General features: G+C 70.0%; 21 protein-coding genes. 7 read left to right on the top strand and 14 right to left on the bottom strand.

Translation table 11 applies throughout. The features are described from left to right. The 4 genes from VF612_RS10420 to VF612_RS10435 all read right to left on the bottom strand — a co-directional run. Positions 1-729 (bottom strand): succinate dehydrogenase/fumarate reductase iron-sulfur subunit (locus tag VF612_RS10420; protein ID WP_408659784.1); only part of this gene is annotated, 729 nt, incomplete at its 3' end. Between the two features lie 87 nt (positions 730-816). After that, complete coding sequence (locus VF612_RS10425) at positions 817-2,727, bottom strand: fumarate reductase/succinate dehydrogenase flavoprotein subunit (protein WP_408659785.1); 1,911 nt, start codon at positions 2,725-2,727, stop codon at positions 817-819. A gap of 73 nt (positions 2,728-2,800) precedes the next feature. Beyond that, positions 2,801-3,622, bottom strand: a complete 822-nt coding sequence (locus tag VF612_RS10430; RefSeq protein ID WP_408659786.1) for a hypothetical protein — start codon at positions 3,620-3,622, stop codon at positions 2,801-2,803. Further along, positions 3,619-3,909: a hypothetical protein gene (locus tag VF612_RS10435; protein WP_408659787.1), complete on the bottom strand. Its 291-nt coding sequence runs from the start codon at positions 3,907-3,909 to the stop codon at positions 3,619-3,621. Before VF612_RS10435 ends, VF612_RS10430 begins: the two co-directional genes overlap by 4 nt. A 187-nt stretch (positions 3,910-4,096) precedes the next feature. On the opposite strand from VF612_RS10435, the gene VF612_RS10440 reads away from it, so the two are divergent. Next, complete coding sequence (locus VF612_RS10440) at positions 4,097-5,296, top strand: acetoin utilization protein AcuC (RefSeq protein WP_408659788.1); 1,200 nt, start codon at positions 4,097-4,099, stop codon at positions 5,294-5,296. A gap of 15 nt (positions 5,297-5,311) precedes the next feature. After that, complete coding sequence (locus VF612_RS10445) at positions 5,312-7,984, top strand: GNAT family N-acetyltransferase (protein WP_408659789.1); 2,673 nt, start codon at positions 5,312-5,314, stop codon at positions 7,982-7,984. A gap of 69 nt (positions 7,985-8,053) precedes the next feature. Here VF612_RS10445 and VF612_RS10450 read toward each other — a convergent pair whose 3' ends face one another. Then, positions 8,054-8,506, bottom strand: coding sequence for a GNAT family N-acetyltransferase (locus tag VF612_RS10450; protein WP_408659790.1), 453 nt, complete (start codon positions 8,504-8,506; stop codon positions 8,054-8,056). Between the two features lie 188 nt (positions 8,507-8,694). Between VF612_RS10450 and VF612_RS10455 the strand changes: the two genes are divergently transcribed. Next, positions 8,695-9,420 carry an HU family DNA-binding protein gene (locus VF612_RS10455; protein WP_408659791.1) on the top strand — a complete coding sequence of 242 codons (726 nt, stop codon included), beginning with the start codon at positions 8,695-8,697 and terminating at the stop codon, positions 9,418-9,420. Between the two features lie 38 nt (positions 9,421-9,458). Here VF612_RS10455 and VF612_RS10460 read toward each other — a convergent pair whose 3' ends face one another. From VF612_RS10460 to greA, 3 genes are all read right to left on the bottom strand, one after another. Next, positions 9,459-11,405 carry a VWA domain-containing protein gene (locus tag VF612_RS10460; RefSeq protein WP_408659804.1) on the bottom strand — a complete coding sequence of 649 codons (1,947 nt, stop codon included), beginning with the start codon at positions 11,403-11,405 and terminating at the stop codon, positions 9,459-9,461. Between the two features lie 40 nt (positions 11,406-11,445). Next, positions 11,446-12,897, bottom strand: a complete 1,452-nt coding sequence (locus tag VF612_RS10465; protein WP_408659792.1) for a magnesium chelatase — start codon at positions 12,895-12,897, stop codon at positions 11,446-11,448. A 62-nt stretch (positions 12,898-12,959) separates the two neighbouring features. Next, on the bottom strand, positions 12,960-13,469 hold the full coding sequence (gene greA, locus VF612_RS10470; protein ID WP_408659793.1) for a transcription elongation factor GreA: 510 nt from the start codon (positions 13,467-13,469) through the stop codon (positions 12,960-12,962). Between the two features lie 337 nt (positions 13,470-13,806). Here greA and mca point away from each other — a divergent pair, with 337 nt between their 5' ends. Together mca and VF612_RS10480 are read left to right on the top strand one after the other, a co-directional pair. Continuing rightward, on the top strand, positions 13,807-14,676 hold the full coding sequence (gene mca, locus VF612_RS10475; RefSeq protein WP_408659794.1) for a mycothiol conjugate amidase Mca: 870 nt from the start codon (positions 13,807-13,809) through the stop codon (positions 14,674-14,676). Beyond that, on the top strand, positions 14,673-14,987 hold the full coding sequence (locus tag VF612_RS10480) for a hypothetical protein (protein WP_408659795.1): 315 nt from the start codon (positions 14,673-14,675) through the stop codon (positions 14,985-14,987). The genes mca and VF612_RS10480 overlap by 4 nt, the downstream gene beginning before the upstream one ends. Here VF612_RS10480 and arfB read toward each other — a convergent pair. From arfB to VF612_RS10495, 3 genes are read right to left on the bottom strand one after another with little or no spacing between them, the layout of a single operon-like run. Continuing rightward, positions 14,947-15,411 (bottom strand): alternative ribosome rescue aminoacyl-tRNA hydrolase ArfB, encoded by a 465-nt coding sequence (gene arfB / locus VF612_RS10485; protein ID WP_408659796.1) that lies wholly within the window; start codon positions 15,409-15,411, stop codon positions 14,947-14,949. The genes VF612_RS10480 and arfB overlap by 41 nt on opposite strands. Before the next feature lie 31 nt (positions 15,412-15,442). Continuing rightward, positions 15,443-16,987, bottom strand: a complete 1,545-nt coding sequence (locus VF612_RS10490) for an aminopeptidase P family protein (protein ID WP_408659797.1) — start codon at positions 16,985-16,987, stop codon at positions 15,443-15,445. Positions 16,988-17,015: 28 nt separating this feature from the next. Further along, entirely contained in the window at positions 17,016-20,051 is a 3,036-nt protein-coding gene (locus VF612_RS10495; protein ID WP_408659798.1) for a hypothetical protein, read from the bottom strand. A 117-nt stretch (positions 20,052-20,168) separates the two neighbouring features. On the opposite strand from VF612_RS10495, the gene VF612_RS10500 reads away from it, so the two are divergent. After that, the gene (locus VF612_RS10500) at positions 20,169-21,275 is read left to right on the top strand and encodes an adenosine deaminase (RefSeq protein ID WP_408659799.1); all 1,107 of its coding nucleotides are present in this window, start codon (positions 20,169-20,171) and stop codon (positions 21,273-21,275) included. Positions 21,276-21,395: 120 nt separating this feature from the next. After that, complete coding sequence (locus VF612_RS10505; protein ID WP_408659800.1) at positions 21,396-22,394, top strand: Fic family protein; 999 nt, start codon at positions 21,396-21,398, stop codon at positions 22,392-22,394. Positions 22,395-22,480: 86 nt separating this feature from the next. Here VF612_RS10505 and VF612_RS10510 read toward each other — a convergent pair whose 3' ends face one another. From VF612_RS10510 to VF612_RS10520, 3 genes are all read right to left on the bottom strand, one after another. Further along, positions 22,481-23,884, bottom strand: coding sequence for an amidase family protein (locus VF612_RS10510; protein WP_408659801.1), 1,404 nt, complete (start codon positions 23,882-23,884; stop codon positions 22,481-22,483). Beyond that, the gene (locus VF612_RS10515; RefSeq protein ID WP_408659802.1) at positions 23,868-24,503 is read right to left on the bottom strand and encodes a hypothetical protein; all 636 of its coding nucleotides are present in this window, start codon (positions 24,501-24,503) and stop codon (positions 23,868-23,870) included. The genes VF612_RS10510 and VF612_RS10515 overlap by 17 nt, the downstream gene beginning before the upstream one ends. Before the next feature lie 60 nt (positions 24,504-24,563). After that, on the bottom strand, positions 24,564-25,219 hold a 656-nt coding region (locus VF612_RS10520), incomplete at its 5' end, for an aldehyde dehydrogenase family protein (RefSeq protein WP_408659803.1).

Here is a 25,219-nt window from a genome sequence, read left to right on the forward strand (position 1 = left end):
CGCCCCCAGCCAGACCAGCGGGTCGAACTTCTTGTCGACCACGCGCTCCTTCATCGGGATGATCGCGTTGTCGGTGATCTTGATGTTCTCGGGGCAGACCTCGGTGCAGCACTTGGTGATGTTGCACATCCCGAGCCCGGCAGCACCCTGGGCGAGCTCGCGCCGGTCGTGGGTGTCGAGCGGGTGCATGTCGAGCTCGGCGTACCGCAGGAAGAACCGGGGTCCGGAGAACGCCGGCTTGTTCTCGTCGTGGTCACGGACGACGTGGCAGGTGTTCTGGCACAGGAAGCACTCGATGCACTTGCGGAACTCCTGGCCGCGCTCGACGTCGACCTGCGCCATCCGGCGCTTGCCGTCGGCGTCGCGGGGCGGTGGCGCGAACGACGGCAGCTCCCGTGCCTTCTCGTAGTTGTAGGAGACGTCGGTGACGAGGTCGCGGATGACCGGGAACGAGCGCAGCGGCGTGACCGTGATCGTCTCGTCCTCGGCGAAGTCCGACAGCCGGGTCATGCACATCAGCCGCGGCCGGCCGTTGACCTCGGCGCTGCACGAGCCGCACTTGCCGGCCTTGCAGTTCCACCGGACCGCCAGGTCCGAGGCCTGGGTCGCCTGCAACCGGTGGATGATGTCCAGGACCACCTCGCCCTCGTTGACCTCCACGGTGAAGTCCTGCAGGTCGCCGCTGTCGGCGTCGCCTCGCCAGACCCGGAACTTCGCCTTGTACGTCATGACCCACCCTCGCTCTTCGCGCAAGCGCTCATCGCTGATTTCGCTCCCGGTCGCTGTTGGCAATCGGCTCGTACCTCGCTGCGATCCTCACTCATGGCCTGCTCCCGCAGCGGGGAGTTCGTCGTCGGTCAGGTACTTGGCCAGCTCGTCACGGTCGAACAGCTCCAGCAGGTCGGGCCGGATCGCCGGAATCGGCTTCTCGACCACGGTGACATCGCCCATCCCGTCCGAGTCGGCGGTGAGCGTGCAGACCAGGTTGCGCCGGCGCCAGTCCGAGCTCATCGCCGGGAAGTCGTCGCGGGTGTGCCCGCCACGGCTCTCCTGCCGGATCAATGCCGCTCGGGCCACGCACTCGCTGACCGCGATCATGTTCTGCAGGTCCAGCGCCAGGTGCCAGCCCGGGTTGAACTGCCGGTGCCCCTCGACGCTGACCTGGCGGGCCCGGGCCTTGAGCTCGGTCAGCCGGTCCAGCGCCTGCTGCATCTCCGGCTCGGTGCGGATGATGCCGACCAGGTCGTTCATGGTCTGCTGCAGCTCCTGGTGCACGGTATAGGGATTCTCGCCGGACTCGGTGTTGAACGGCGCCAGCGCGGCCGCGGACGCCGCAGCCACCGCCTTGTCATTGACCAGCGGGTAGGAGCCCTGCAGCGAGGCCACGTACTCGGCCGCGCCGACACCGGCCCGGCGGCCGAAGACCAGCAGGTCCGACAGCGAGTTGCCGCCCAGCCGGTTCGAGCCGTGCATGCCGCCCGCGACCTCGCCGGCCGCGAACAGGCCGGGAACCCCGTCGGCGGCGGCGGTGTCGGGATCGACCTGGACGCCACCCATCACGTAGTGACAGGTCGGGCCGACCTCCATCGGCTCCTTGGTGATGTCGACGTCGGCGAGCTCCTTGAACTGGTGGTGCATCGAGGGCAGCCGCCGAGTGATCTCCTCGGCCGGCAACCGGGTCGAGACGTCCAGGAACACCCCGCCGTGCGGCGAGCCGCGGCCGGCCTTGACCTCGGAGTTGATGGCCCGGGCGACCTCGTCCCGGGGCAGCAGCTCCGGCGGTCGCTTGTTGTTGTCCGGGTCCTTGTACCAGCGGTCGGCTTCGTCCTCGGTCTCGGCGTAGTTCTTGCGGAACACGTCCGGCACGTAGTTGAACATGAACCGCTCGCCGTCGGAGTTGCGCAGCACCCCGCCGTCGCCGCGCACCGACTCGGTCACCAGGATGCCCTTGACCGAGGGCGGCCACACCATGCCGGTCGGGTGGAACTGCACGAACTCCATGTTGATCAGGTTGGACCCGGCCCGCAGCGCCAGCGCGTGGCCGTCGCCGGTGTACTCCCAGGAGTTCGAGGTGACCTTGAAGGACTTGCCGATCCCACCGGTGGCCAGCACCACCGCCGGCGCCCGGAACACCACGAACCGGCCGGACTCCCGCCAGTACCCGAACGCCCCGGCGATGGCGCCGCCGTCGTCGAGCAGCAGCTCGGTGACGGTCAGCTCGGCGAACACCTTGAGCTTGCCGTCCGAGGCGACGCCGTTGCCGTCGTCCTGCTGCAGCGAGACGATCTTCTGCTGCAGGGTCCGGATCAGCTCCAGGCCGGTGCGGTCACCGACGTGGGCCAGCCGCGGGTACTCATGGCCGCCGAAGTTGCGCTGGCTGATCCGGCCGTCGGCGGTCCGGTCGAACAGCGCGCCGTAGGTCTCCAGCTCCCAGACCCGCTCCGGTGCCTCCTTGGCGTGCAGCTCGGCCATCCGCGGGTTGTTCAGGAACTTGCCGCCGCGCATGGTGTCGCGAAAGTGCACCTGCCAGTTGTCCTTGGAGTTGACGTTGCCCATCGAGGCCGCGATGCCGCCTTCGGCCATCACCGTGTGCGCCTTGCCGAAGAGCGACTTGCAGATGATCGCGGTCCGCAGCCCGGCCTCGCGGGCGGCGATGGCGGCACGCAGGCCGGCGCCGCCCGCGCCGATGATCACGACGTCGTAGCGGTGCTCTTCATATTCGGTCATCTTCGCAGGAGTCCCTCAGGGGTGAAGTTGTTCAGCGGTCGTGGGGAGAATGTCGACTCAGCGCAGCGCGGCCCTAGAAGAACCGGGGATCGCTGAAGACGCCACGAGCCAGCAGGAAGATGTAGAAGTCGGTGACGACCAGCCACACCAGCGACACCCAGGCCAGCTGCATGTGCTTGGCGTTGAGCACCGAGACCTTGCCCCAGGCCCAGTACCGCAGCGGGTGCCGGGAGAAGTGCTTCAGCCGCCCGCCCACGATGTGCCGGCAGGAGTGGCAGGACAGCGTGTACGCCCAGATCAGCGCCGCATTGATCAGCAGCACGATGGTGCCCAGGCCCATGTGTCCCCAGTTGCCCTGCTCATCGCGGAAACCGAGGATCGCGTCGTAGGTCAGGATGACCGAGAACACCATCGCCGCGTACCAGAAGTAGCGGTGGATGTTCTGCAGGATCAGCGGGAACCGGGTCTCACCGGTGTACTTGGCGTGCGGCTCGGCGACCGCGCAGGCCGGCGGCGACAGCCAGAACGCGCGGTAGTAGGCCTTGCGGTAGTAGTAGCAGGTCATCCGGAAGCCCAGCGGGAAGATCAGGATGATGATTGCCGGCGACAGCGGGAACCAGCTGCCGATCGGGGTGCCGAAGTCACTGGAGTGCGGCACGCACTCGACGCTCAGGCACGGCGAGTACAGCGGCGTCAGGTACGGCTCGGAGTAGTAGTCGCCGTTCTGGAACGCCCGCGCGGTCGCGTAGATCGCGAACAGCCCCAGCACGGCGGCCGTGATGAGCTGCGGCATCCACCAGCGGTCGGTGCGCAGCGTCCGGGCGCCGATCCGGGCGCGCCCGGGTGCGTTGACACCGGCGCCGGTCGCCCGGTCGGTGGGATCTGCCTTGGTCATCGCGCGGTTCCCCGGTAGCCGCCCAGCCCCTCGTGGTCGGCGTCCTCGGCCCACATGGCCGCGTCATAGGGCTCGTCGGTCAGCTGGTGCATCTCGATCGGGGTTCCTCCCAGGCCAGTCGGCGGCAGCGAGCAGACATCGGGCACGTCCAGCTCGAGCCGTTCGAGATCGTTGCGAAGCCGCATCACAGTCGGCACGTCACCGTACTTGCCGCGCGGTGGCGTGACGGCCGTCCGGAGATCCTCCACCGCGCGGTTCAGCGTCCTGAGCTCGACAGAGACCGGCATGTTGACTCTTCCATCCGACGCCAAAATCGTATGACGTTGACCAACAGTCGCGCCTGAGTATGTCCAACCTCACACGCCTAGCCAAGCACCCCCGCCGCAGACGCGACACACCGGGACAACGCCTGTCATCAGACGTCTGCGGATGCCGAGATGAAGCCCGCGTCGGCGAGGGTTACCGTCAATTCCCATGGGCGGGCCACAGGACCTCGGATCAGACTGCCGGACGACCCTGGTGTGGGGGCAGGGCTACCTCGGATACGACTTCGGCGAGCATCCGCTGGCGCCGGTCCGGCTGGAGCTGACGATGTCGCTGGCCCGCAGCCTGGGCGTGCTGGACGAGCTGACGGTGCTGGAGCCGGCGCCTGCCGAGGAGCCCGAGCTGCTGAGCGTGCACGGGGCCGAGTACCTCGCCGCGGTCCGGGCCGCGGGCGCCGATCCCGGCTATCAGGGTTTCGGGCTGGGCAGCGCGGACAACCCGGTGTTCGCCGGGATGTACGAGGCCGCCGCGCTGATCGCCGGCGGCTCCCGGCAGGCCGCGCTGCGGGTCTGGAGCGGCGCGGCCCGGCACGCGGTCAACATCGCCGGCGGCCTGCACCACGCGATGCGGGATTCGGCCGCCGGGTTCTGCGTGTTCAACGACGTGGTGCTGGCGATCCGGACGCTGCTGGACGCAGGGGCCCGCCGGGTGGCCTACATCGACATCGACGTCCACCACGGCGACGGCGTCGAGGCGGCCTTCTACGACGATCCCCGGGTGCTGACCATCTCGATGCACCAGGATCCCCGCACGCTGTACCCGGGAACCGGATCGCCCGGTGACGTCGGCGCCGGGCCCGGCGAGGGCACCGCGGTGAACCTGGCCCTGCCGCCGGGTACCTCCGACGAGGGATGGCTGCGGGCGTTCGCCGCGGTGGTGCCGGGCGCGGTGACCGCGTTCGGCCCGGACGTCCTGGTGACCCAGTGCGGCTGCGACACCCACCACGAGGACCCGCTGGCGGACCTGGCCCTCACCATCGACGGCCAGCGGGCCGCCTACGTGGCGCTGCACCAGCTCGCGCACCGGGTGGCCGGCGGCCGGTGGCTGGCCATGGGCGGCGGCGGTTACGGGGTGCTGCGCTGCGTGCCACGCACCTGGACGCACCTGCTGGCCGAGATGACCGGGCATCCGATCGATCCGCGCACCGAGATCCCGTCGTCCTGGTCGGACGGACTGCGCCGGCGCGGGGTGGCCGCCGCCGCGCTGCCCCAGCTGATGGGAGAGGGACGCGAGCCCGAACCGCAGCTGTGGACGCCGGGCGGCGAGTCCTGGCTGGACCGCTCGATCTGGGCGACCCGCAACGCCAGCTTCCCGCTGCTGGGCCTGGATCCCCTTGATCCCCGTGACTAGCCCACCGGGATTGCGGTGACCGGCCCGCGGCCACCGGGCGAGGCTCAGCCTGGATACCCGCCGGGCTGGGAGGCCGACGTGGTGGTGGCCGACGGCGCCACGGTGCACCTGCGGCCGATCTCGCCGGCCGATGCCGAGGCGCTGGTGGCCTTTCACGCCGGGCTGTCGGTGCGGACCCGCTACCTGCGTTACTTCTCCCCCTACCCGACGATCCCGCAGCGGGACCTGATCCGGTTCACGCACGTCGACCACGTCGACCGGGTCGCGCTGGCGGCCTGGCTGGGCAGCGAAGTCATTGCCGTCGGGCGCTTCGATCGGCTGCCCGGTCCCGACCCGGTGACGCCGGGCACGGCCGCGGAGGTCGCGTTCGTGGTGGCCGATGCCCATCAGGGCCGGGGGATCGGGTCGGTGCTGCTGGAGCATCTGGCCGACATCGCGCGGGAGCTGGGCATCACCCGGTTCGAGGCGCTGGTGCTGGCCGAGAACACCGCCATGCTGCGGGTGTTCCTCGACGCCGGTTACCAGCCGGCGCGCCACCGCGACGGCAGCCAGGTGACCCTGGAGTTCGACATCGCCGCGACCGAGCTGACCGAGAAGGTGATGCGCGAGCGCGAGCTGCGGGCCGACTCCCGGTCGATCCACCGGCTGCTGTCCCCGCGCTCGGTGGCGGTGATCGGCGCGAGCGCCGATCCGGCCAAGGTCGGCAATCTGGTGGTGCGCAACCTGCAACGGTCCGGCTTCACCGGGCCGATCTACCCGGTCAATCCGCAGGCCCGTTCCATCAGCGCCACGCTGGCCTACCCGAGCATCGCCGACGTCCCGGGCGAGGTCGATCTGGCCGTGCTCGCCGTTCCGGCCGCGGATGTTCTCGAGGTGGTGGCCCAGTGCGGCGCCCGTGGAGTGCGCGGGCTGGTGGTGATGTCAGCCGGCTTCGGCGAGACCGGCGCCGCCGAGGCCAGGCTGCAGGGCGCCAGGGCACAGCGCGAGCTGGTCTCCCGAGCCAGGGCGCACGGCATGCGGGTGATCGGCCCGAACTGCCTGGGGATCATCAACACCGATCCGGCCGTCGCGCTGAACGCCTCGCTGGCGCCGGTCGCGCCACCGGCCGGCCGAGCCGGTTTCTTCTGCCAGTCCGGGGCGCTCGGCGTCGCGGTGCTGGGCGAGGCAGCCCGCCGCGGCCTCGGTGTCTCGAGCTTCGTCTCGGCCGGCAACCGGGCCGACGTGTCGGGCAACGACCTGCTGCAGTACTGGGAAGGCGACCCGGCGACCGAGATCGCCCTGCTGTACCTGGAAAGCTTCGGCAATCCCCGCAAGTTCGCCAGGATCGCCCGCCGGTTCGCCCGGCGCAAACCCATCGTGGCCGTCAAGAGCGGCCGGAGCGCGACGGTGGCCGGCTTGCGGCACACCTCGGTGGAGGTGCCCGAAGCCAGCGTCCAGGCGTTGTTCGAGGCCTCGGGGGTGATCCGGACCGATACCCTGGCCGAGCTCTTCGACGTCGCCCTGCTGCTGGCCACCCAACCGCTGCCCGAGGGGAACAGGGTTGCCGTGGTGGGCCATTCCACGGCGCTGGGGATGCTGGTCGCCGACGCGCTGGGCACGGCGGGCATGGAGCTGGCGCGGTTGGTCGATGTCGGGGCCGACGCTGGCGCCGGCGAGTTCGGAGCTGCGCTGCGGGAAGCGCTTGCGGCTCCGGATGTCGATGCCGTGGTCACCATCTTCGTCCCGCCCATGCGCCGGGGTCAGGAGCAGGGGGTGGCCGAGGAGCTGCGCAAGGCCATTGCCGGGCAGCAGAAACCGGTGCTCTCGACATTCCTCGGCTTCGACGGCGTGCCGGCCGCGCTCGCCGCGCCCGGCCCGCTGGCGCCGATGCCCGGCTCCATTCCCTCCTACTCCTCGCCCGAACGCGCGGTCAGCGCCCTGGCTCAGGTGATTCGCTATGCCCGCTGGCGTCGCCGCGATGCCGGCCCGCTGCCGGAGTTCGCCGATGTGAACGCCACCGCCGCCCGGGAGCTCCTTGCCGGTCTGCTGGCCGGCGCGCCCGACGGGCGGCTGTTGAGCCCTGACGAGGCTGGCCGATTGCTTGCCAGCTATGGCATCGAGGTGGTTCCGAGCGAGCCGGCCACGAGCACGCGCACGGTGATCCAGGCCGCGGAGCGGCTGGGCTGGCCAGTGGCGCTGAAGTCCGCTGGCGCCGTCCGGCTGCACCTCAACGGCCCTCATGACGTCGACGAGGCCTGGGCGTCGCTGGCCCTGCCCGAGCGAGCGGAGGTGAGCGTGCAACGGATGGCTCCGCGCGGCATCGACACCATCCTGCAGGTGCACGACGATCGCTCGTTCGGATCGCTGGTGTCCTTCGGGGTCGGCGGCCTGGCCACCGACCTGCTGCAGGACCGCGCCTACGCCGTCGTGCCGCTGGCGCCGCTCGATGCCGCCGATTTGATCAGCGGCCCCAAGGCCTTTCCGCTGCTGACCGGCTACGGCGGGGGCGAGCCGGCCGACATCCCGGCCCTGGTCGAGGTCGCGCTGCGGCTGTCCCGGCTGGCTGATGACCTGCCGGAGGTGATCGAATGCGCGTTGGAGCCGATGGTGGCCTCGGCTGCCGGCGCGCACGTGCTCGGCGCGCGGATCCGGATTGCCCCGCCGATCACGATGCAGGACGCCGGCGCCCGGCGGCTCCGCGGCGCCTGAGTCAGGGCGCTTTCTCAGGGCGCTGTCTCAGCGGGGTTGTCTCAGCGAGGTCGTCTCAGCGGGGTTCTTTCAGGGCGCTTTCTCAGGCGTCGGCGCCAGTCGCAGCCACATTCGCTGATGCGGCCCCAGGTCGGTGTCGAACACCGTTTGGAATGTTGCCCAACCATGGCGCAGATAGAAGGTGACCGCTGTCTCACGCGCCAGGCACCACATCACGGTGGCCCCGGCCGCGAGCGCGATTCGCTTGGTCTCCTGCAACACCGCAGCTCCGGCGCCGCTGCCGCGACGCTGTGGATCGGTGGCCATTCCCCGAAGCCGCCAGGCGCGCTCTTCGGGTAGCCAGGGGCACGGTTCGGGAAATATCAGGCAGGTGCTGAGAAGGTTCTCGCCGTCGTAGGCGCCGACGTGCACCACGCCCGGCTGGTCCTCACCAGGCTGCTCGCTGCCGCTGGGCATGCCCGGACGCAGCACCGATCGGCGCAATTCACGGCTTTCGGCGGCCGGGATCTGCCGGACGGACAAAGATGTCTTCACCTGGCCAGGTTAGCGCGCTGAAGCCGAATATGCCTATCGCGATTGGTTAATCTCCGCTACAGCCGAACCGGGCCGGTGAAGGCCGGAAAAGACTCGCGACACGAATCGGGCCAAGATTTCACATTGATGATCAATTGGTGCCACACTTTCCGTTGGAATCACAACACATTGGGAGGATGAGCTTGAACAAGACCCAATTCATCGATGCCGTAGCGGCTCGACTGAATGCAGACCACAAGTCCACCGCAGCCATCCTGGATGCGATCACCGACGAGGTCTACGCCAACGTCGTCAAGGGTGAGAAGGTGATCCTTACGGGCTTCGGCGCTTTCGAGAAGCGTGACCGGGCAGCTCGTATCGGGCGCAACCCGGCCACCGGCGCCAAGGTCCGGGTCAAGAAGACCTCGGTTCCAGCCTTCCGTCCGGGAACCGAATTCAAGGAGATCGTCGCCGGCCGCCGCAAGGTAGCCAAGGCGCCGGCCAAGAAGGTCACCGCCAAGGCAACCCCGGCCGCCAAGTCGACAGCTGCCAAGGCGACCCCGGCTCGGAGCACGGCCACCAAGTCGGCCGGCGCGGCCAAGACCACGGCGGCCAAGAGCACGGCGACCAAGAGCACCGCGGCGAAGACGGCGGCTCCGGCCAAGACCACTGCGGCCAAGAGCACGGCGGCGAAGACGGCGGCTCCGGCCAAGAGCACCGCGGCCAAGAGCACTGCCACCAAGAGCACCGCGACGAAGGCTCCGTCCAAGACGGCGGCGGCCAAGACCCTGGCGACCAAGACGCCTGCGGCGAAGGCTCCGGCCAAGACCGCGGCGGCCAAGACCCTGGCGACCAAGACGCCTGCGGCGAAGGCTCCGGCCAAGACCACCGCTCGCAAGGCTCCGGCGAAGAACGGTCGTTGAGATGGTGGTGGCTCGGCGGCTGCCGGGCCACCACATCCTCAGCCGGCTCGGCGACGTCCGTTGCGGGCCTTGAGGTAGTCGGCCACCACGTACTCGCCGAGCGCGCCGGACTTCGGCAGGAAGACCCGTCCGCCATTGCGGCGGCCCACTTCCTGCATGAAGTCCACCAGCCGGGGTTCGTCGTCGAGCATGAAGATGTTGATGGTGGCGCCGCGCCGGGTGCACCGCTGCACCTCGGCCAGCGTCGCCGCGATCGTTTCCCTCGACGGCGGCCAGCAGAAGTCGGAGTAGCCGTCCGGGGCCAGGTGCGCGGTCGGCTCGCCGTCGGTGATCACCAGGATCACCGGCTCGGCGCCCCGGTGCTTGTCCAGATGCCGGCGGGCGAGCATCAGCGCGTGCTGCAGGTTGGTGCCGTACACCCGTTCCCAGTCGTGGTTGACCAGATCGCGGGGCGTCATGGTGCGGGCGTAGTCGGAGAATCCGATGATCTCGATGGCATCCTGGGGATACTTCGTGCTGACCAGCGAATGCAGCGCCAGCGCCGTGGTCTTCGCCTCGCCCCAGGTGCCGCGCAGCTCCATCGAGTACGACATGTCGACCAGCAGGGCCACGGCGGCCGAGGACCGGCGCTCGGTCTCGACCACCTCGAAGTCCTCGGCGCTCAACCGCAGCCGGCCCGGCCCGGAGCGGAGCACCGCGTTGCGCACGGTGCGCACCACGTCCAGCGGCTGCTCGTCCCCGAAACGCCATTCCCTGCTGGCGCCGGTGATCTCGCCGGCTGCTCCGGCATCGCGCACGTCGTGGTCACCCCGGCCACCGGACTCCAGCGCGGCGAACACCTTGCGCAGCGCGGTGGTCCCGAGCCTGCGCAGCGCTCGCGGGCTGAGCTCCAGGCCGCGGCCGCCCTGTTCGAGATAGCCCTGCCGCTGCAATTCGCGCTCGATCCGGCGCAACTGGTCCAGGTCCTCGACCGCCTGCTGGCCCAGGGCCCGCTCGACGAGGTCCTCGTCGATGTCGGCGAGGCTGGCGCCGGGATAGTCCTGGCCGGCGAGCTCGGCCAGCTCGTCCAGATCGGCGAGCTCGGCAAGGGCCTGGGTGCCGTCGGCGTATCCGAGATCCTGCTGGCCGGACATGCGTTCCGAGCCGCCCCACGGCAGATCCGGACGGGCAGCCCGCAGCGACTGCTGCAACCGGCTGAGCTGATCGCCCAGGCCGTCCCGGCTCAGCGCCTGGTCCATCAACGAGCCGAGCTCGGCCCGCTGTTCCGGAGTGAGGGAGTTCATCAGGCGCTCGGCGGCGGCAGCGCGCCGGGCGAGGGAGTCGATCAGCTCGGCGAGGTTGGCCGGGTTGTCGGGGAAGAACTGGCCGTGCTTGGCCATGAAGTCGGCGAAGTCGGCGTCGGTGTGCTCACCGCGGGCGTCGGCATCGAGGAGGTCGTTGAGGTCGGCCAGCATCCGCCGGATCTGCTCCATGGCGCGCGGGTCGGGATTGGCCAGGGCGTCGCGCAGCCCGGCGAACTGCGCGTCGAGCACTTCTGAGCGCAGCAGCTCCGAGATCTGCTGGTAGGCCGCGGCTGCCTCGGGAGAGCGCCACTGGTAATCGGCCAGTTCCCGCACGGCGCGGGCGGTGTCGGCGGGCAGCGCGTCGAGCTCGCTCTCGGCCAGCCGCGCCGAATCGGACGGGTCCGGGAACAGCGCCGCCCGCTCGCTCTCCAGCGCCTGGTCCAGCAGCTGGCGCACCTTGTTCAGGGTGCCGTCCAGCCGCCCGGTGTTGCGCAGCTTGCGCGCGGAGTTGCGGGCCCGCTGGCGCAGCGCGTCCAACCCGCTGCGGCCGTCCACTCCCGAGCGCATCAGCCGGTTGAGCGCGGCCCGCGGCGACATCCCGGCCAGCACGTCGTCGCCGATCTCGTCGAGCGCCTGGCGGATGTCGTAGGGCGGCTCCAACGGGTCGGCGCCGCCGTGCCAGGCGCCGTACCGGATGGTCATGGCGTCACCAGGCCCGTCGGCCTGGGCAGGGACGGCCCGGTCATGCGCCGTACACCGTTCTGCCACCGGCGGACTCCTTGGCCAACCGCTTGTTCAGATAGAGCCCCTCCAGCGCGAATTCGACGGCCGCGGCGGCGATTCCGACGGTCGCCGGGCCTTCGTGGACGCTGTCGGGCTCCAGCCGCTCCAGCAGCGTGGCGAGGCCCGGGATGGTGCCGAGCTGCTCCAGCAGCTTGTCGGCCGACACCGTGTCGCCGGATTCCACCAGCAGCCCCGAGTCGAACTTCTGCTGCAGCGGCCGCAGATCCAGGCCCGCCAGCCTGGCCCGGCCGGTCTCGGCGACCGCACGCCGCAGCAGGTGCTCCAGCACCTCGAACTCCCGTCCCTCGTCGGTGTCGTCGAACTCGACCTTGCCGCGGGAGGCGGGCACGATGGCCGGCAGGTCCGAGACCCGGGCGACCGCGACCGGCTCGCCGTTGATCGCGGCGCGCCGGACAGCGGAGGCAGCCACCGTCTCCACCGCGGCGATCGCGAACCGGGCCGACACCCCCGAGCGCTGGTCGACCTGCGGGGCCTGGCGGACGTTGCGGGCGAACCGGGCCACCACCTCCAGCAGGTGCGAGGGAACCAGCGGGGCGCCGTGCGCGGTCCCGTCGCCACGGTCGGCATCGCCGCCGTCCCAGAGCACCGCGGCTTCCTGGGCGATCAGCTGCAGCTCGTCGTCGAGCTCGATCGGGTAATGGGTACGGATCTCGGCGCCGAAGCGGTCCTTGAGCGGGGTGATGATGCGGCCGCGGTTGGTGTAGTCCTCGGGGTTGGCGCTGGCGACCAGCAACAGGTCCAACGGCAGCCGCAACTGGTAGCCACGCACCTGGATGTCGCGTTCCTCGAGCACGTTCAGCATCGAGACCTGGATGCGCTCGGCGAGGTCCGGCAGCTCGTTCACCGCGAAGATCCCGCGGTTGGTCCGGGGCACCAGGCCGTAGTGCACCGTCTCGGGGTCACCGAGCGAGCGGCCCTCGGCGACCTTGATCGGGTCGATGTCGCCGATCAGGTCGCCGACCGAGGTGTCCGGGGTGGCGAGCTTCTCGCCGTAGCGCTCGCTGCGGTGCTTCCAGCTGACGGGCAGCGCGTCGCCGAGCTCGGCCAGCAACCGGCGGGAGCCCACGGTGATCGGGGCGTAGGGGTGCTCGTTGAGCTCGGACCCGGCGATCACCGGCGTCCACTCGTCCAGCAGCCCGGTGAGCGTCCTGATCAACCGGGTCTTGCCCTGGCCGCGTTCGCCGAGCAGCACCATGTCGTGGCCGGCCAGCAGCGCGCGCTCCACCTCGGGCACCACCGTCTCGTCGAAGCCGACGATGCCGGGCAGGCTCGGCAAGCCGGCCGCCAACCGGGCGATGAGGTTCTGCCGGATCTCGGCCTTGACGACGCGGTGTACATGCCCGGAGGCGCGAAGCTCACCCAGCGTGGTTATTTCTGGTGCTGTAGTCACCGTTCGACGCTACGTCGCCGACCCCGGTTTCGGCTACGTCACGAGGGGCTGGACCGAGTCGGCTAGCCGCGGTACGGCTTGGCGCTCAGCAGGGTGACCGTCAGGGTCTTGCCGGTGGGCGTGGAGTAGGAGACATGGTCGCCCTCCTTGGCGCCGGTCAGCGCCTGGCCCAGCGGCGAGGCCGAGGAGTACACGTCCAGGTCGGTGGTGCCGGCCTCTTCCCGCGATCCGATCAGGAACGTCTCGACGTCGTCTTCATCGGAGCCGTCGGCGTCGCCGAACCGGACGGTGACCACCATTCCCGGACCCGCGGTGCCCTCGCTGGTGGGCGCCTCGCCGACCTTGGCCTCGCGCAGCAGCTTGGTGAGCTGCAGGATCCGGCCCTCCTGCTTGCCCTGCTCCTCGCGGGCGGCGTGATAGCCGCCGTTCTCCTTCAGGTCGCCCTCCTCGCGGCGGGCGTTGATCTCCTGGGCCATCGCGGGCCGGTTGGCGATCAGCTCCTGAAGCTCCCTCGACAGGCGGTCGTAGGCCTCCTGGGTAAGCCAGCTGGTCGACGGGGTACCGGTACTCACGGGAACTCTCCAATGCTGCGCCAGTCAGGGCCGCGCCCGGATCGGGGGTTGCGGGCGGTTGCTTCGAAGGGAAAACGTAACACCGGCGCCCGTGGTTCGCCGAAATGGTGACCGGAGGTTCGCCGTGGGTGAACCCGACCCGACCCGGCCCGTCCGACCGTCGGGTCTGCCGCCAAGCCCCCCGCGAGTAGGGGTTGTCCGACCCATCGGGAACAATGGAAGGGTGTCCGATACTTCTGTTCCTGTGATCGCCGAACCGCCAGTTACCGGGTCCTCCCCGGCTCGACAGGCAGCTTCCGACGCTACCGGGGCAGGCTCCGGCGAGCAGTTGCGGCTGATGTGCGTGCACGCCCACCCCGACGACGAGTCCAGCAAGGGCGCTGCCACGATGGCCCGCTACGTCGATGAGGGCGCGCAGGTGCTGGTGGTCAGCTGCACCGGTGGCGAGCGCGGCGACGTGCTCAACCCCGCGCTCAAGGGGCGTCCGGAGATCGAGGACAACATCCGCGAGATCCGCCGGTCGGAGATGGCGCAGGCCCAGCGGATCCTCGGCTTCGAACACCACTGGCTGGGCTACGTCGACTCCGGACTGCCCGAGGGCGACCCGCTGCCGCCGCTGCCCGAGGGCTGCTTCGCGCTGGCGCCGCTGGAGGAGGCGACGCGCAGCCTGGTGGAGGTGATGCGCCGGTTCCGTCCCCATGTGGTGACGACCTACAACGAGAACGGCGGCTACCCGCACCCGGACCACATCCGCTGCCACGAGATCTCGGTGGCCGCCTTCGAGGCGGCCGGTGACCCGGAGGCCTTCGTCGATGCCGGAGAGCCCTGGCAGCCGCTGAAGCTCTACTACGACGTGACGTTCTCCCGGGAGCGGGTCGAGGCCTTCCACAACGCCCTGGTCGAGCGTGGCATCGAGTCGCCGTACGGGGAATGGCTCGCCGACTGGGAGGAGCGCGCGGCCACCATGCGGATGCCGAAGGTGACCACCCGGGTCTACTGCGCCGACCACTTCGACCGCCGGGACGCGGCGCTGCTCGCCCATGCCACCCAGGTCGATCCGCAGGGCTGGTTCTTCAAGGTGCCGCTGGACGTCCAGCGGGAGGTCTTCCCGTGGGAGCAGTTCGAGCTGGCCCGGTCGCTGGTGGACACCGACATCCCCGAGGACGACCTGTTCGCCGGTGTGCGGGAGAAGGCGCGCGCGACGTGAGCACCTCCACCGCGGCGGTGCTGGCAGCGTCGGACACCGGCAAGGGCAGCCCGATCGGGCTGTTCGTGGTGCTGCTGCTGCTGATCGCGACCTACCTGCTGTACCGCTCGATGAGCGGCCACCTGCGCCGGTTGCCGGAGCGCTTTCCCGGATACCAGGCCGGTGTTGACGAGGCTGCTGATCCGGACGGCGCCGCCAGCCCCGACGGAGCAGCCGGGCCTGGCGGCCCGGTAGGGCCGAACGGCGAGCGGGCCGGGTCTGGCGGCCCGGTCAGTCCTCCCGGCCCTGCACCCGGGCCCGGCCGGCCTTGATCTGGCTCCGCTGCTTCTTGACGTCCAGCCGCCGTTGCCTGGCGCCGCGGGACGGCCGGGTGGCTCGGCGCGGCGGCGGCGGGGGCGCCAGCGCCTCGCTCAGGTAGGCCACCAGCCGGGCCCGGGCGGCGAGCCGGTTCTGCAGCTGGGAGCGCTGCTCGGAGGCGGTGATGCTCAGCACGCCGTCCACCAGCCGGGGCGCCAGCTGGGCCAGCGCCCGGGACCGCTGCAGCTCGGTCAGCGCGCTCGAGCGCAGGATGTCGAAGCGCAGCTCGACCCGGCTGTCGGTGGTGTTGACCCCCTGGCCGCCCGGCCCGGAGGAGCGGGAGAACCGTTCGACCAGCTCGCTGCCGGGCACCGTCAACCCGGCCGGCAGCCCGCGACCGGGCGGCACCACCAGGTCGCCCGAGAATCCGGACGTCATCGCCTGTCAGGACCGCCCGTGCAGACAGGTGTCACGGCCGGGCCGGACGGGACTGCGCCTCGCGCATCCAGGCGGTGATCTCGTCCGGCTGGCGGGGCAGGGCGCCGGACAGATTCACCGGCGCGCCGTCGGTGACCAGGATGTCGTCCTCGATCCGGATGCCGATGCCGCGCCACTCCGGCGGCACCGACCGGTCGTTGGGCTGGAAGTACAGGCCCGGCTCCACGGTCAGGACGTACCCGGCGCCCAGCCGGCCGCTGAAGTAGTTCTCCTCCCTGGCCGCGGCGCAGTCGTGCACGTCGATGCCCAGCATGTGGCTCACCCCGTGCAGCGTGTAGCGGCGGTGCAGGCCCGCGCCCGGCGCCTCGACGTCGGTGGCGCACGAGACGTCCGCGGTCACCGGCAAGATCCCCCAGGAGTGCAGGTGATCTGCCAGCACCCACATGGCGGCCCGGTGCGCGGCCAGGAAGTCCGCGCCGGCCTTCACCTCGGCGATGGCGGTCTCCTGCGCTTCGAGCACCGCGCTGTAGAGCTTGCGCTGGGTGTCGGTCCAGGCGCCGTTCACCGGCATGGTGCGGGTGACGTCGGCGGTGAACAGCGAGTCGACCTCGACGCCCATGTCGGCCAGCAGCAACTGCCCGTCCGCCAGGTCGCCGTCGTTGCGCCACCAGTGCAGGGTGGTGGCGTGCTGGCCGGCGCCCACGATCGAGCTGTACCCCACCTCGTTGCCCTCATACCGGGCCCGCCGCCAGAAGGTGCCCTCCAGCCACCGCTCGCCGCGCCGGCCACCCGAGGCGAGCACCGCGGGCAGCTCTGCGGCGACGTCGGCGAAGCCGCGGGCGGTCGCGTCGCAGGCGGCCTGCAGCTGGCTGACCTCCCAGTCGTCCTTGACCATCCGCAGCTCGTCGATCACCTGCGCCAGCTGCCCGGCCTCGGCGTCGGGCAGCAGCGCGTCGACGGCCGGGTCGATCCCGCGCGGCGCCACCGCCGGCCGGCCGCGGTGGGCCTCGAGGTCGCGCCCGAGCTCGGACAGCGGCCGGGTTGTCAGGCCCAGCACCGCCTCGGTGTCGGCGACGGTGGGCACGTTGCCGACCCAGAGCGCGCCGTGGACGCGGTTGGTGAAGTAGCCCGGGGTGCCGGGGCCCTCGTACTCGCGCACGTACAGGGCGGCGGTGTGGCCGGACTCGGGGCCGGCGCCGGACGGGGCCAGCACCAGCACCGCGCCCTCGACCGTCTCGCCGGTCAGCCAGGTGAACGCCGACCAGGCGCGGAAGCCGTAGTCGGTGTCGTTGGAGCGCACCTTGAGCGGGCCGGCCGGTATGACCACCAGCTGTCCGCCGAACGCCGCCGACAGCGCCGCCCGGTTCCGGGCGAAGGTGGCCGCACCGGCTGACGGCGTCCCGGCCCGGCTGGCGGGGTGCGGCATCAGCGGCGCGGGGTCCCAGTCCTCGGCCATCGGCTTGGCCAGCCCGGCCGGCAGCGGGATGTCGTGGGAGGTGGTGCCCTCGGCGGGGGCGGTTTCGGAAGCCGACTCAGCGGCTTCGGAGTGCGGTGACGTCTCGTTCGCAGCGGTCATGGCCGCGATTCTAGGCGCTGTCCAGGCGTCATGGCGCCGATGAGTAGAACGCTTGGCCGTCCTGATTCACCACGACACAGGTTCTGGCGGCGGCGCAGGAGATCACGCTGAAAGGCGAGATATCCAGCGGAGTACTAGCTCCCCACGATGTCCCGTCGAAGGTGAACACTTCGTCGCCATTGACAGTGAACGCGGCGCAGAATGTCGAACTGCTGCAAGACACGTCACGCCACCCCCAGCTGGGCAACTGTCGAGACGACCATGTCGTGCCGTTGTAGATATGCGAACCCTCCGAATCATCGAGCGCCATGCAGAAGGTCGTGCTCGGGCACGAAACCACAGATAGCTCAGCATCGGACACATGCGTGGCGCCAGACCAGGTCGTGCCGTTGAAGACAAAGGCGCTGTTGTAGTCCGTGGCCATGCAGAAGGAGGTCGTCGCGCACGAGACACTGGTCAGGGTATTGCTGTCCTTCACCGAACTGCCGGCGGACCATCCTGTGCCGTTGAAGGTGTACGCGAGGTTGTCATGGGTGACGCCGAGACAGAATGTCGGCGAGACGCAGCTCAGACCGGAGAAATTTCTGCGTGTCAGATCGGCATGCGCCGTCCAATGGGCGCCGTCCCAGGTCCAACTGCTGCTGCCGCCGTTGATCGGCACTGCGAGGCAGAAGCTGTCAGACGTGCAGGAAACCTGCGCCGGGCCGACGTTCCAGTCAGAGTCATGGGTCACTTGCATCGGAGCAGACCAGGCGCTGCCGTTGAAGGTGTAGGTGTTGCTTCCATCCGCAGCCATACAGAAGCTGATGGACGGGCAGGAGACCGACCACAGGATGCCCTGGTAGGGCAGGACCGGCGTCGGTCCTGACCACGCGGCGCCGTTGAACCGGTAATTGTCGCCGTCGCCGGCGAACGCCGTGCAGAAGGTCGGCGAGCCGCAGGATGCCATAACAGCCCCTTCGGCTGCCAAGGCGGAAGGGCCGCTCCAGGAGTTCCCGTCGTAGACGTACGTGCTCGACTGCCCGAACGCCAGACAGAACGTCGTACTGACGCAGATGATCGGATCGAGAGGGACATTCGGACCGCCGGCCTCAACGACCGTCTGTGGATCAGACCAGGTTGTGCCGTTGAACGTGGTCACCTTCCCATTGCCTACGCCGGCCATGCAGAACTGCGCCGAGACGCAGGAGACGGAGTGCAGGTCTGCTCCCGAGGCGATCTGGCCGTAGCCAGTCCAGGTTGCTCCATCGGTGGAATGGGCTGCGAACCCGTTCGGACCGACCGCCACGCAGAAGGTGTTCGTGGGGCAGGACACGGCATCGGGAACGCGGGACGTTTGTTCGAGCCACGACGAGCCGTTGAACACTAGGACGCGCCCATTCCAGATAAGGACACAAAACGTTGCAGAGGCACACGACAGGGCCACCGGCGCGGGGAAGCCGAACTCATCGTACAGTCGAGCGTGGGTCCAATTGCCGGAGCGGAAGGTTGCGACATACCCGCTCATGGACACGGCGACACAGAATGTGGTGGTAGGGCAGTCGATGACATCAGCCCCCTCGCCTATGAGCTGGGGTGCGCTCCAGGCGCTACCGTTCCAGCGCAAGGCGTTGCCGAAACGGTCGACGGCCATGCAGAAGTTGACAGCGGCACACGAGACACTCACCTCACCCGATTGCCTGTGAGCCACCTGGTGCGGTCCCGTCCAGGACAGGGACGCTTCGGAGCGGTAGTAGCCGGCGGGGTCGACGACGACGTGGACGGTGCCGGGGGCGCCGTTGTAGAGGGCGATCTTGCCGTCGGCGCCCACGGGGAGCACGACTTCGTTGGCGATGGCCCGGCCGGCTCCGAAGTTGATGATCGAGGTGCGGGGACGGGTGGTCCCGTTGGCCCAGCCGGTCAGGTAGCCGGGCTTGGTCGCTGCCGTGGTGACTACGTTGACGACCACGGCGGAGACGCCGGCGGTCGGCACTCCGTGGAAGCCGGCGACCTGGACGGCCAGGGTTGCGCCGGCTCGCAGAGGACGCCCCTGGTCCGCGCCGCTATCTAACCGGGTGTCCAGCACCCTGATCGGGCGCACCACACCGAACGCGCCGGGCACTGACGGCGCTCCGGAGCGGTAGTAGCCGGCGAGGTCGGCGACGACCTGGACGGCGCCGGGGCCGCCGTTGTAGAGGGCGATCTTGCCGTCGGCGCCGACGGGGAGCACGACTTCGTTGGCGATGGCCTGCCCGGTCGGGAAGTTGATGATCGAGGTGTCGGGGCGGGTGGCACCGCTCGCCCACCCGGTCAGCCAGCCGGATCTGGTCGCTGACACGGCGACCACGTTGACGACCACGGCTGAGACGCCGGTGGCCGGCACCCCGCCGACACCGGTGACCTTGACGGTCAGGGTCGCGCCGGAGGCCACCGGCGTCTTGGCCGCGCCGATCCCGTACCGGGTGTCGAGCACTCGGCTGGAGCGCAGCACGCCGAACGCACCGGCCGTCGACGGCGTTCCGGAGCGGTAGTAGCCGGCGAGGTCGGCGACGAGGTGGACGGTGCCGGGGGCGCCGTTGTAGAGGGCGATCTTGCCGTCGGCGCCGACCGGGATCACGACCTCGTTGGCGATGGGCTGGGCGACTGCGAAGTTGAGAATGGAGGTGCGGGGGCGGGTGGTGCCGCTGGCCCAGCCGGTCAGATAGCCGGGCTTGGTCGCTGCCGTGGCGACCACGTTGACCACCACGGCTGAGACCCCGGTGGCCGGCACCCCGCCGACACCGGTGACCTTGACGGCCCGGGTCGCGCCGGAGGCCACGGGCGCCTTGGCCGCGCCGATCCCGGACCGGGTGTCCAGCACCCGGGTCGAGGCCAGCACACCGAACGCGCCGGCCACTGACGGCGCGGCGTTCAGCGCTGTGAGAGCCGGTGATCCGCTGGCAACCGGTGATCCGGGGGCAAGCAGTGCTGGCGACCCGGCGCGACTGGCTGCCTGTGCTTGCGGGGCGGTGATTCCCGTGACGCTGACCAGCAGCGTGACAGCTGCCCAGGAAAGACGTATTCGAGCAGCCATCAGTGCCCCCATTATTAGATTGTCAATATGTATCCTCACAGAAAATTCATACAAGGGCAAGAAGGGCCGCCATAGTGGGTCAGAGTGCGGAGCCGCGCACCGCCCGCGATGTGCGACTAGCGTGTGGTCATGCCGACCGAACTGAACCCCACCACCATCCGGACCGCGCCCAAGGTGCTGCTGCACGACCACCTCGACGGCGGGGTGCGACCGCAGACGATCATCGATCTCGCGTCGGCGATCGGGTACCAGAAGCTGCCCAGCACCGATGCCGACAAGCTCGGCCAGTGGTTCATCGAGTCGGCGAACTCCGGTTCGCTGGTGCGCTACCTGGAGACCTTCGACCACACCGTCGCGGTGATGCAGACCCGGGAGGGCCTGCACCGGATCGCCAGCGAGTGCGCCCAGGACCTGGCCGAGGACGGCGTGGTGTACGCCGAGATCAGGTGGGCGCCGGAACAGCACGTCACCGAGGGCCTGAGCCTGGACGAGGTGGTGGACGCGACCCTGGAGGGGTTCGCGCACGGCGCCCAGGCGGCCTCGGAGAAGGGCCAGTCCATCAGGATCGGCTCGCTGGTCACCGCGATGCGCCACGCCGCCCGGTCCCGCGAGATCGCCGAGCTGGCGGTGGCCTACCGCGACCGGGGCGTGGTGGGCTTCGACATCGCCGGGGCTGAGGCCGGATTCCCGCCCACCCGGCACCTGGACGCCTTCGAGTACCTGCGGCGGGAGAACTTCCACTTCACCATCCATGCCGGCGAGGCGTTCGGGCTGCCGTCGATCTGGGAGGCCATCCAGTGGTGCGGCGCGGACCGGCTCGGACACGGCGTCCGGATCATCGACGACATCTCCGCGACCGGCCCGAGCCTGGAGCAGCAGGTCGCCTCGGCCGAGATGGGCCGGCTGGCGCAGTACGTCCGGGACAAGCGGATCCCGCTGGAGATGTGCCCGTCGTCCAACATCCAGACCGGCGCGGCGGCCTCGATCGCCGAGCACCCCATCGGCCTGCTGCGGCGGCTGCACTTCCGGGTGACGGTCAACACCGACAACCGGTTGATGAGCGGGACGTCGATGACCCGGGAGATGGCGCTGCTGGTCGAGGCCTTCGGCTACACCTGGTCGGACCTGCAGTGGCTGACCATCAACGCCATGAAGAGCGCCTTCATCCCGTTCGACGACCGGCTGGCGATCATCAACGGCCAGATCAAGCCTGGCTACAACGCGCTCAACCTCTGAGCCGGGTCGCGGGGATGCTCGGCCGAATGTGTTCGGTTCGATTTCTTTAGGGCACGCGCGACAACTTCACATTTGTTCGGTATATTTAATTAACCCAGTGCCGAACACTTTGGAGTTCTCGTGCCGCGTGGCCGTCCTTCCCGTCAGTCGGTCTATGCCCGGCTCGAAGAGGCTGTCGCGGACCTGAGCCGTCGATTCGGCGGTCTGCCATCACCGGTAGAGGCGGAGAACATCTGGGCGGAGATTTGGCACCAGGAGGCGCATCACTCCACCGCCATCGAGGGCAACACGCTCGTGCTCAGCGAAGTGCGCAAGCTACTCGACGAGGGCCGCGCAGTAGGCGACAAGGAGCTGCGTGAGTACATGGAGGTCATCGGATACGCCGATGCCGCCCAGTGGGTGTACGGGCAAGGGGTCGAACCGGGTGACTGGACGACCGGACAGTTGCTGTCGCTGCAGGAGGTCAGGTCCGTGCATTACCGGGTCATGACCCCGGTGTGGAACGTGGCCCCGCACCCGCACGCCTATCCGTCCGAGAGCCCGGGCAACTGGCGTGAGCACGAGATCGAACCGTTCCCGGAGGGGATGAAGCCGCCATCCTTCACCGAGATCGACGCGCTCATGCGCGACTGGGTCGATTCCGTCGACCACCTCCGCAGCCCACAGGAGGAGCCTTTCGCTGAGCGGCTCGCGCATGCGCACAACGCCTTCGAACGCATTCACCCGTTCTTGGACGGCAACGGTCGCACCGGTCGCTTGCTGCTCAACCTTATCCTCGCTCGGTTGGGCTATCCGCCCGCGATCATTTTCAAGAATGAACGCACCAAATATCTCGCCGCGATGCGCAAAGCTGACAACGGAGACTGCGGCCCGCTCGGAGAACATATCGCCCGCGCCGTGACGAGCAACCTGTATCGCTTCGTCGTGCCCGCCGTCGCCGGACCCACCCGGCTGGTGCCATTGGCCAGCCTGGCAGACGAGAAGACAGGACTCAGCGCGGCCGCGCTGCGCGTCGCGGCGCATCGTGGCCGGCTACGCGCGCAGAAGCAGCCTGATGGCACTTGGATGTCTTCCCGCAAGTGGGTGGCCGAGTACCAGGCCAACCGCTACCGGCGATAACACCGGTTCGGGCGTGAGGGGATGAGCCCGCGCTGGAGGTCGCAAGATGTTCGGCGATACCCCGATGCAGAACTCAGCGCTCGGGCTCAGTCCAGCGGGTAGGCCAGCCGGGGCAGCGCCGCCTGCAGCTCGGCGGCGAAGGCCAGCAGTTGCTCGTCGCTGCCCCGCCTGCCGAGCACGCTGACACCGATCGGCAGGCCAGCCGCCATCCCGGCCGGCAGGCTGACCGACGGCGAGCCGGTCACCGCGCACAGCGACGAGGTCAGCAGGCCGTGCTCCGGCGCGTCCCCGTAGCTGATCGGCCAGGCGGGGGAGTTGGTCGGGGCCAGCGCGAACTCGCAGTCGCCCAGCACGTCGGCCAGCGCACCGGCGCAGGCCTCGTCGGCGGTCCGCCGGTGCTGCTGGTACTCCTCGGACTCGGTGCCGCCCTGCAGCTCTGAGCACAGTCCGAAGATCTCGTCGGAGAACCGGGACAGCTCCACCTCGTCGGCCCGGTTGAAGGCCAGCAGCCCCGCCCAGTCGTGCGGATGCGGGCCGGGCCGGGCGCGCAGGTAGGCCGGCAACTCCACCGAGAACTCGGCCAGCAGCGCCTGGAACTCGGCGTCCTCGAACGGGCTGGACACCGGGGCCCGGGCGTCGCTGAGCACGCAACCGGCGTCGCCGAGCAGGCCTGCCACCGTCTCGAAGACGGCCGTGACCTCCTCGGTCATGTCCTCCGGCCGCCAGAGCGCGAGCCGCCGACCGGCCAGCCCGGATGGCTCGGCTGCCGGAGGGCTGCCCGCCAGTACTGAGAAAAGCAGCGCGGCGTCGGACACCGTGCGAGCCATCGGGCCGGCGATGTCCTGCCGGGAGCTGATGGGGACGATGCCCGCTCCGGGCACCCGGCCGAGCGTCGGCTTGAACCCGACCACGCCGCACACCCCGGCCGGCGAGACGATCGAGCCGTCGGTCTCCGTCCCCACTGTCAGCGGCGCCAGGCCGGCCGCGATAGCCGCCGCCGAGCCCGAGGACGAGCCCGAGGTGTTGCGGTCGGGGTCGAACGGGTTGCGGGTCTGGCCGCCGACCGCGCTCCAGCCGCTGGTCGAGGCGGTGGAGCGGAAGTTGGCCCACTCGGACAGGTTCGTCGAGCCGAGCAGCACCAGCCCGGCGCGGCGCAACCGGTCCACCAGCGGGGCGTCGGCGGTGGGCGGGGAGTCCAGCAACGCCCGCGACCCCGCCGTGGCGGGCAGCCCGACGGCTTCGATGTTGTCCTTGACCAGGATCGGCACCCCGTCCAGCGGTCCGGCCAGCGCGCCGTCGCGGCGCCGGGCGTCGCTGGCCGCGGCGGCTGCCCGGGCGCCGTCGGCGTCCAGGGCGAGCACCGCGTTCAGCCGCGGGTTCAGCCGGTCGATCCGGTCCAGGTAGAAGTCGGTGAGCTCCAGCGCCGACAGCGCGCCCTCGGTGAGCAGTCGCTGCGCTTCGGCGGCGGTGTGCTCAGCGGGTCTCGTCATCGGCGTCGACATCCAGAGCGGCGTCTTCCTCGACGGCGGTCACCGGGGTGACGCTGGAGCCCTCCCAGCGCAGCCAGGTCTCGATCCGGACCAGCGCCCGCTCCCACGTCTTGGCGATCACGTCCCCCAGCTGGGTCCACTCCGGGGCGCCGTCCTTGCCGGAGTAGCCGGTCTCGCCCTCGACCAGCAGCGCGTACTCGCGGGTGCCGGTCAGCAGCGCGCGCAGCTTGCCGTCCTCGCAGCAGTCGGCGATCCGGGCCGCGACATCGATGGTGTCGGCCAGCTCCGACACCGTCTCGGCGTCCGGCTCGCCGGCGGCCAGCTCGTAGACCCGGTCGAAGTCGTAGTGGGCCTCCGGCGCCGGCGAGAGCGCTCGCTTGCCCCTGGTCACGAACGCCTTCCAGGCCGGGTGGTCGGCCAGGTCGTGGTCGGGGTGATCGCCGAGCCAGGTGTTCAGCTCGTCCGGGGTGCCCAGCAGCACGATCTTGGACCCGTCACCGAGGAAGCCCTGCCACTCCTCGCCGTCGGCGTCCTCCCAGGGCGGGGCGAACAGGGTGAGGCCGGTCCGCCCGTTGGCGGCCAGCGAGACGGCGACGATCGGATCGGCGAAGGACGGCATGATAGGCAACTTAGCCGGTTGGGCGTCCTTCCCCGAACCCCGGGGCAAGCAGCGGTGGGCTCAGACCCCCAGCGGATGCCAGACGGTCTTGGTTTCGACGAAGGCAGCCAGCCGGGACATGCCGGGGTCGGCCGCGAGATCCAGCGCTGCCGGGGCCAGCACCCGCTTGACGTTGCCGGCCGCTGCCTGAGCCAGCGGCACCCGGTCGGCCGGCGCGATACCGGTCAGGTCGAGGCAGTTGACGTCGCGGTGGCTGGCCAGCCACGGGGCCAGCTCGTCGGGAAACCCGGTCAGCAGGTTCAGCACCCCGGCCGGCAGGTCGGAGGTGGCCAGCGCCTCGGTGAGCGAGACCGCCGGCAGCGGCCGGTCCGCCGAGGCCAGCACCACCACGGTGTTGCCGGTGGTCAGCGCCGGCGCGACCACCGAGACGAACCCGAGCAGCGAGGACTCCTGCGGGGCGATGATGGCCACCACGCCGGACGGCTCGGGCAGCGAGAAGTTGAAGTACGGCCCGGCGACCGGGTTCGCCCCGCCGACCACCTGGGCGTACTTGTCGCTCCAGCCGGCGTACCAGACCCAGCGGTCGATCGCGGCGTCCACCTGTGCCGCGGCTGCGTCAGCCCCGCCCCCTTCGGCAGCGACGACCTCGGCGACGAACTGCTCGCGACGCCCTTCCAGCATCTCGGCGATCCGGTAGAGCACCTGGCCGCGGTTGT

The organism is Jatrophihabitans sp. (genome assembly GCF_036388195.1).
In the GTDB taxonomy this organism is placed as follows: domain Bacteria; phylum Actinomycetota; class Actinomycetes; order Mycobacteriales; family Jatrophihabitantaceae; genus Jatrophihabitans_A.

Bases quoted from the DNA above. Each gene is read 5' to 3' on its own strand.
- VF612_RS10425 (WP_408659785.1), bottom strand. From the start codon at position 2,727: ATGACCGAATATGAAGAGCACCGCTACGACGTCGTGATCATCGGCGCG.
- VF612_RS10430 (WP_408659786.1), bottom strand. From the start codon at position 3,622: ATGACCAAGGCAGATCCCACCGACCGGGCGACCGGCGCCGGTGTCAAC.
- VF612_RS10435 (WP_408659787.1), bottom strand. From the start codon at position 3,909: ATGCCGGTCTCTGTCGAGCTCAGGACGCTGAACCGCGCGGTGGAGGAT.
- VF612_RS10440 (WP_408659788.1), top strand. From the start codon at position 4,097: ATGGGCGGGCCACAGGACCTCGGATCAGACTGCCGGACGACCCTGGTG.
- VF612_RS10455 (WP_408659791.1), top strand. From the start codon at position 8,695: ATGAGCTTGAACAAGACCCAATTCATCGATGCCGTAGCGGCTCGACTG.
- VF612_RS10460 (WP_408659804.1), bottom strand. From the start codon at position 11,405: ATGACCATCCGGTACGGCGCCTGGCACGGCGGCGCCGACCCGTTGGAG.
- mca (WP_408659794.1), top strand. From the start codon at position 13,807: ATGTGCGTGCACGCCCACCCCGACGACGAGTCCAGCAAGGGCGCTGCC.
- arfB (WP_408659796.1), bottom strand. From the start codon at position 15,411: ATGACGTCCGGATTCTCGGGCGACCTGGTGGTGCCGCCCGGTCGCGGG.
- VF612_RS10490 (WP_408659797.1), bottom strand. From the start codon at position 16,987: ATGACCGCTGCGAACGAGACGTCACCGCACTCCGAAGCCGCTGAGTCG.
- VF612_RS10495 (WP_408659798.1), bottom strand. From the start codon at position 20,051: ATGGGGGCACTGATGGCTGCTCGAATACGTCTTTCCTGGGCAGCTGTC.
- VF612_RS10500 (WP_408659799.1), top strand. From the start codon at position 20,169: ATGCCGACCGAACTGAACCCCACCACCATCCGGACCGCGCCCAAGGTG.
- VF612_RS10510 (WP_408659801.1), bottom strand. From the start codon at position 23,884: ATGACGAGACCCGCTGAGCACACCGCCGCCGAAGCGCAGCGACTGCTC.
- VF612_RS10515 (WP_408659802.1), bottom strand. From the start codon at position 24,503: ATGCCGTCCTTCGCCGATCCGATCGTCGCCGTCTCGCTGGCCGCCAAC.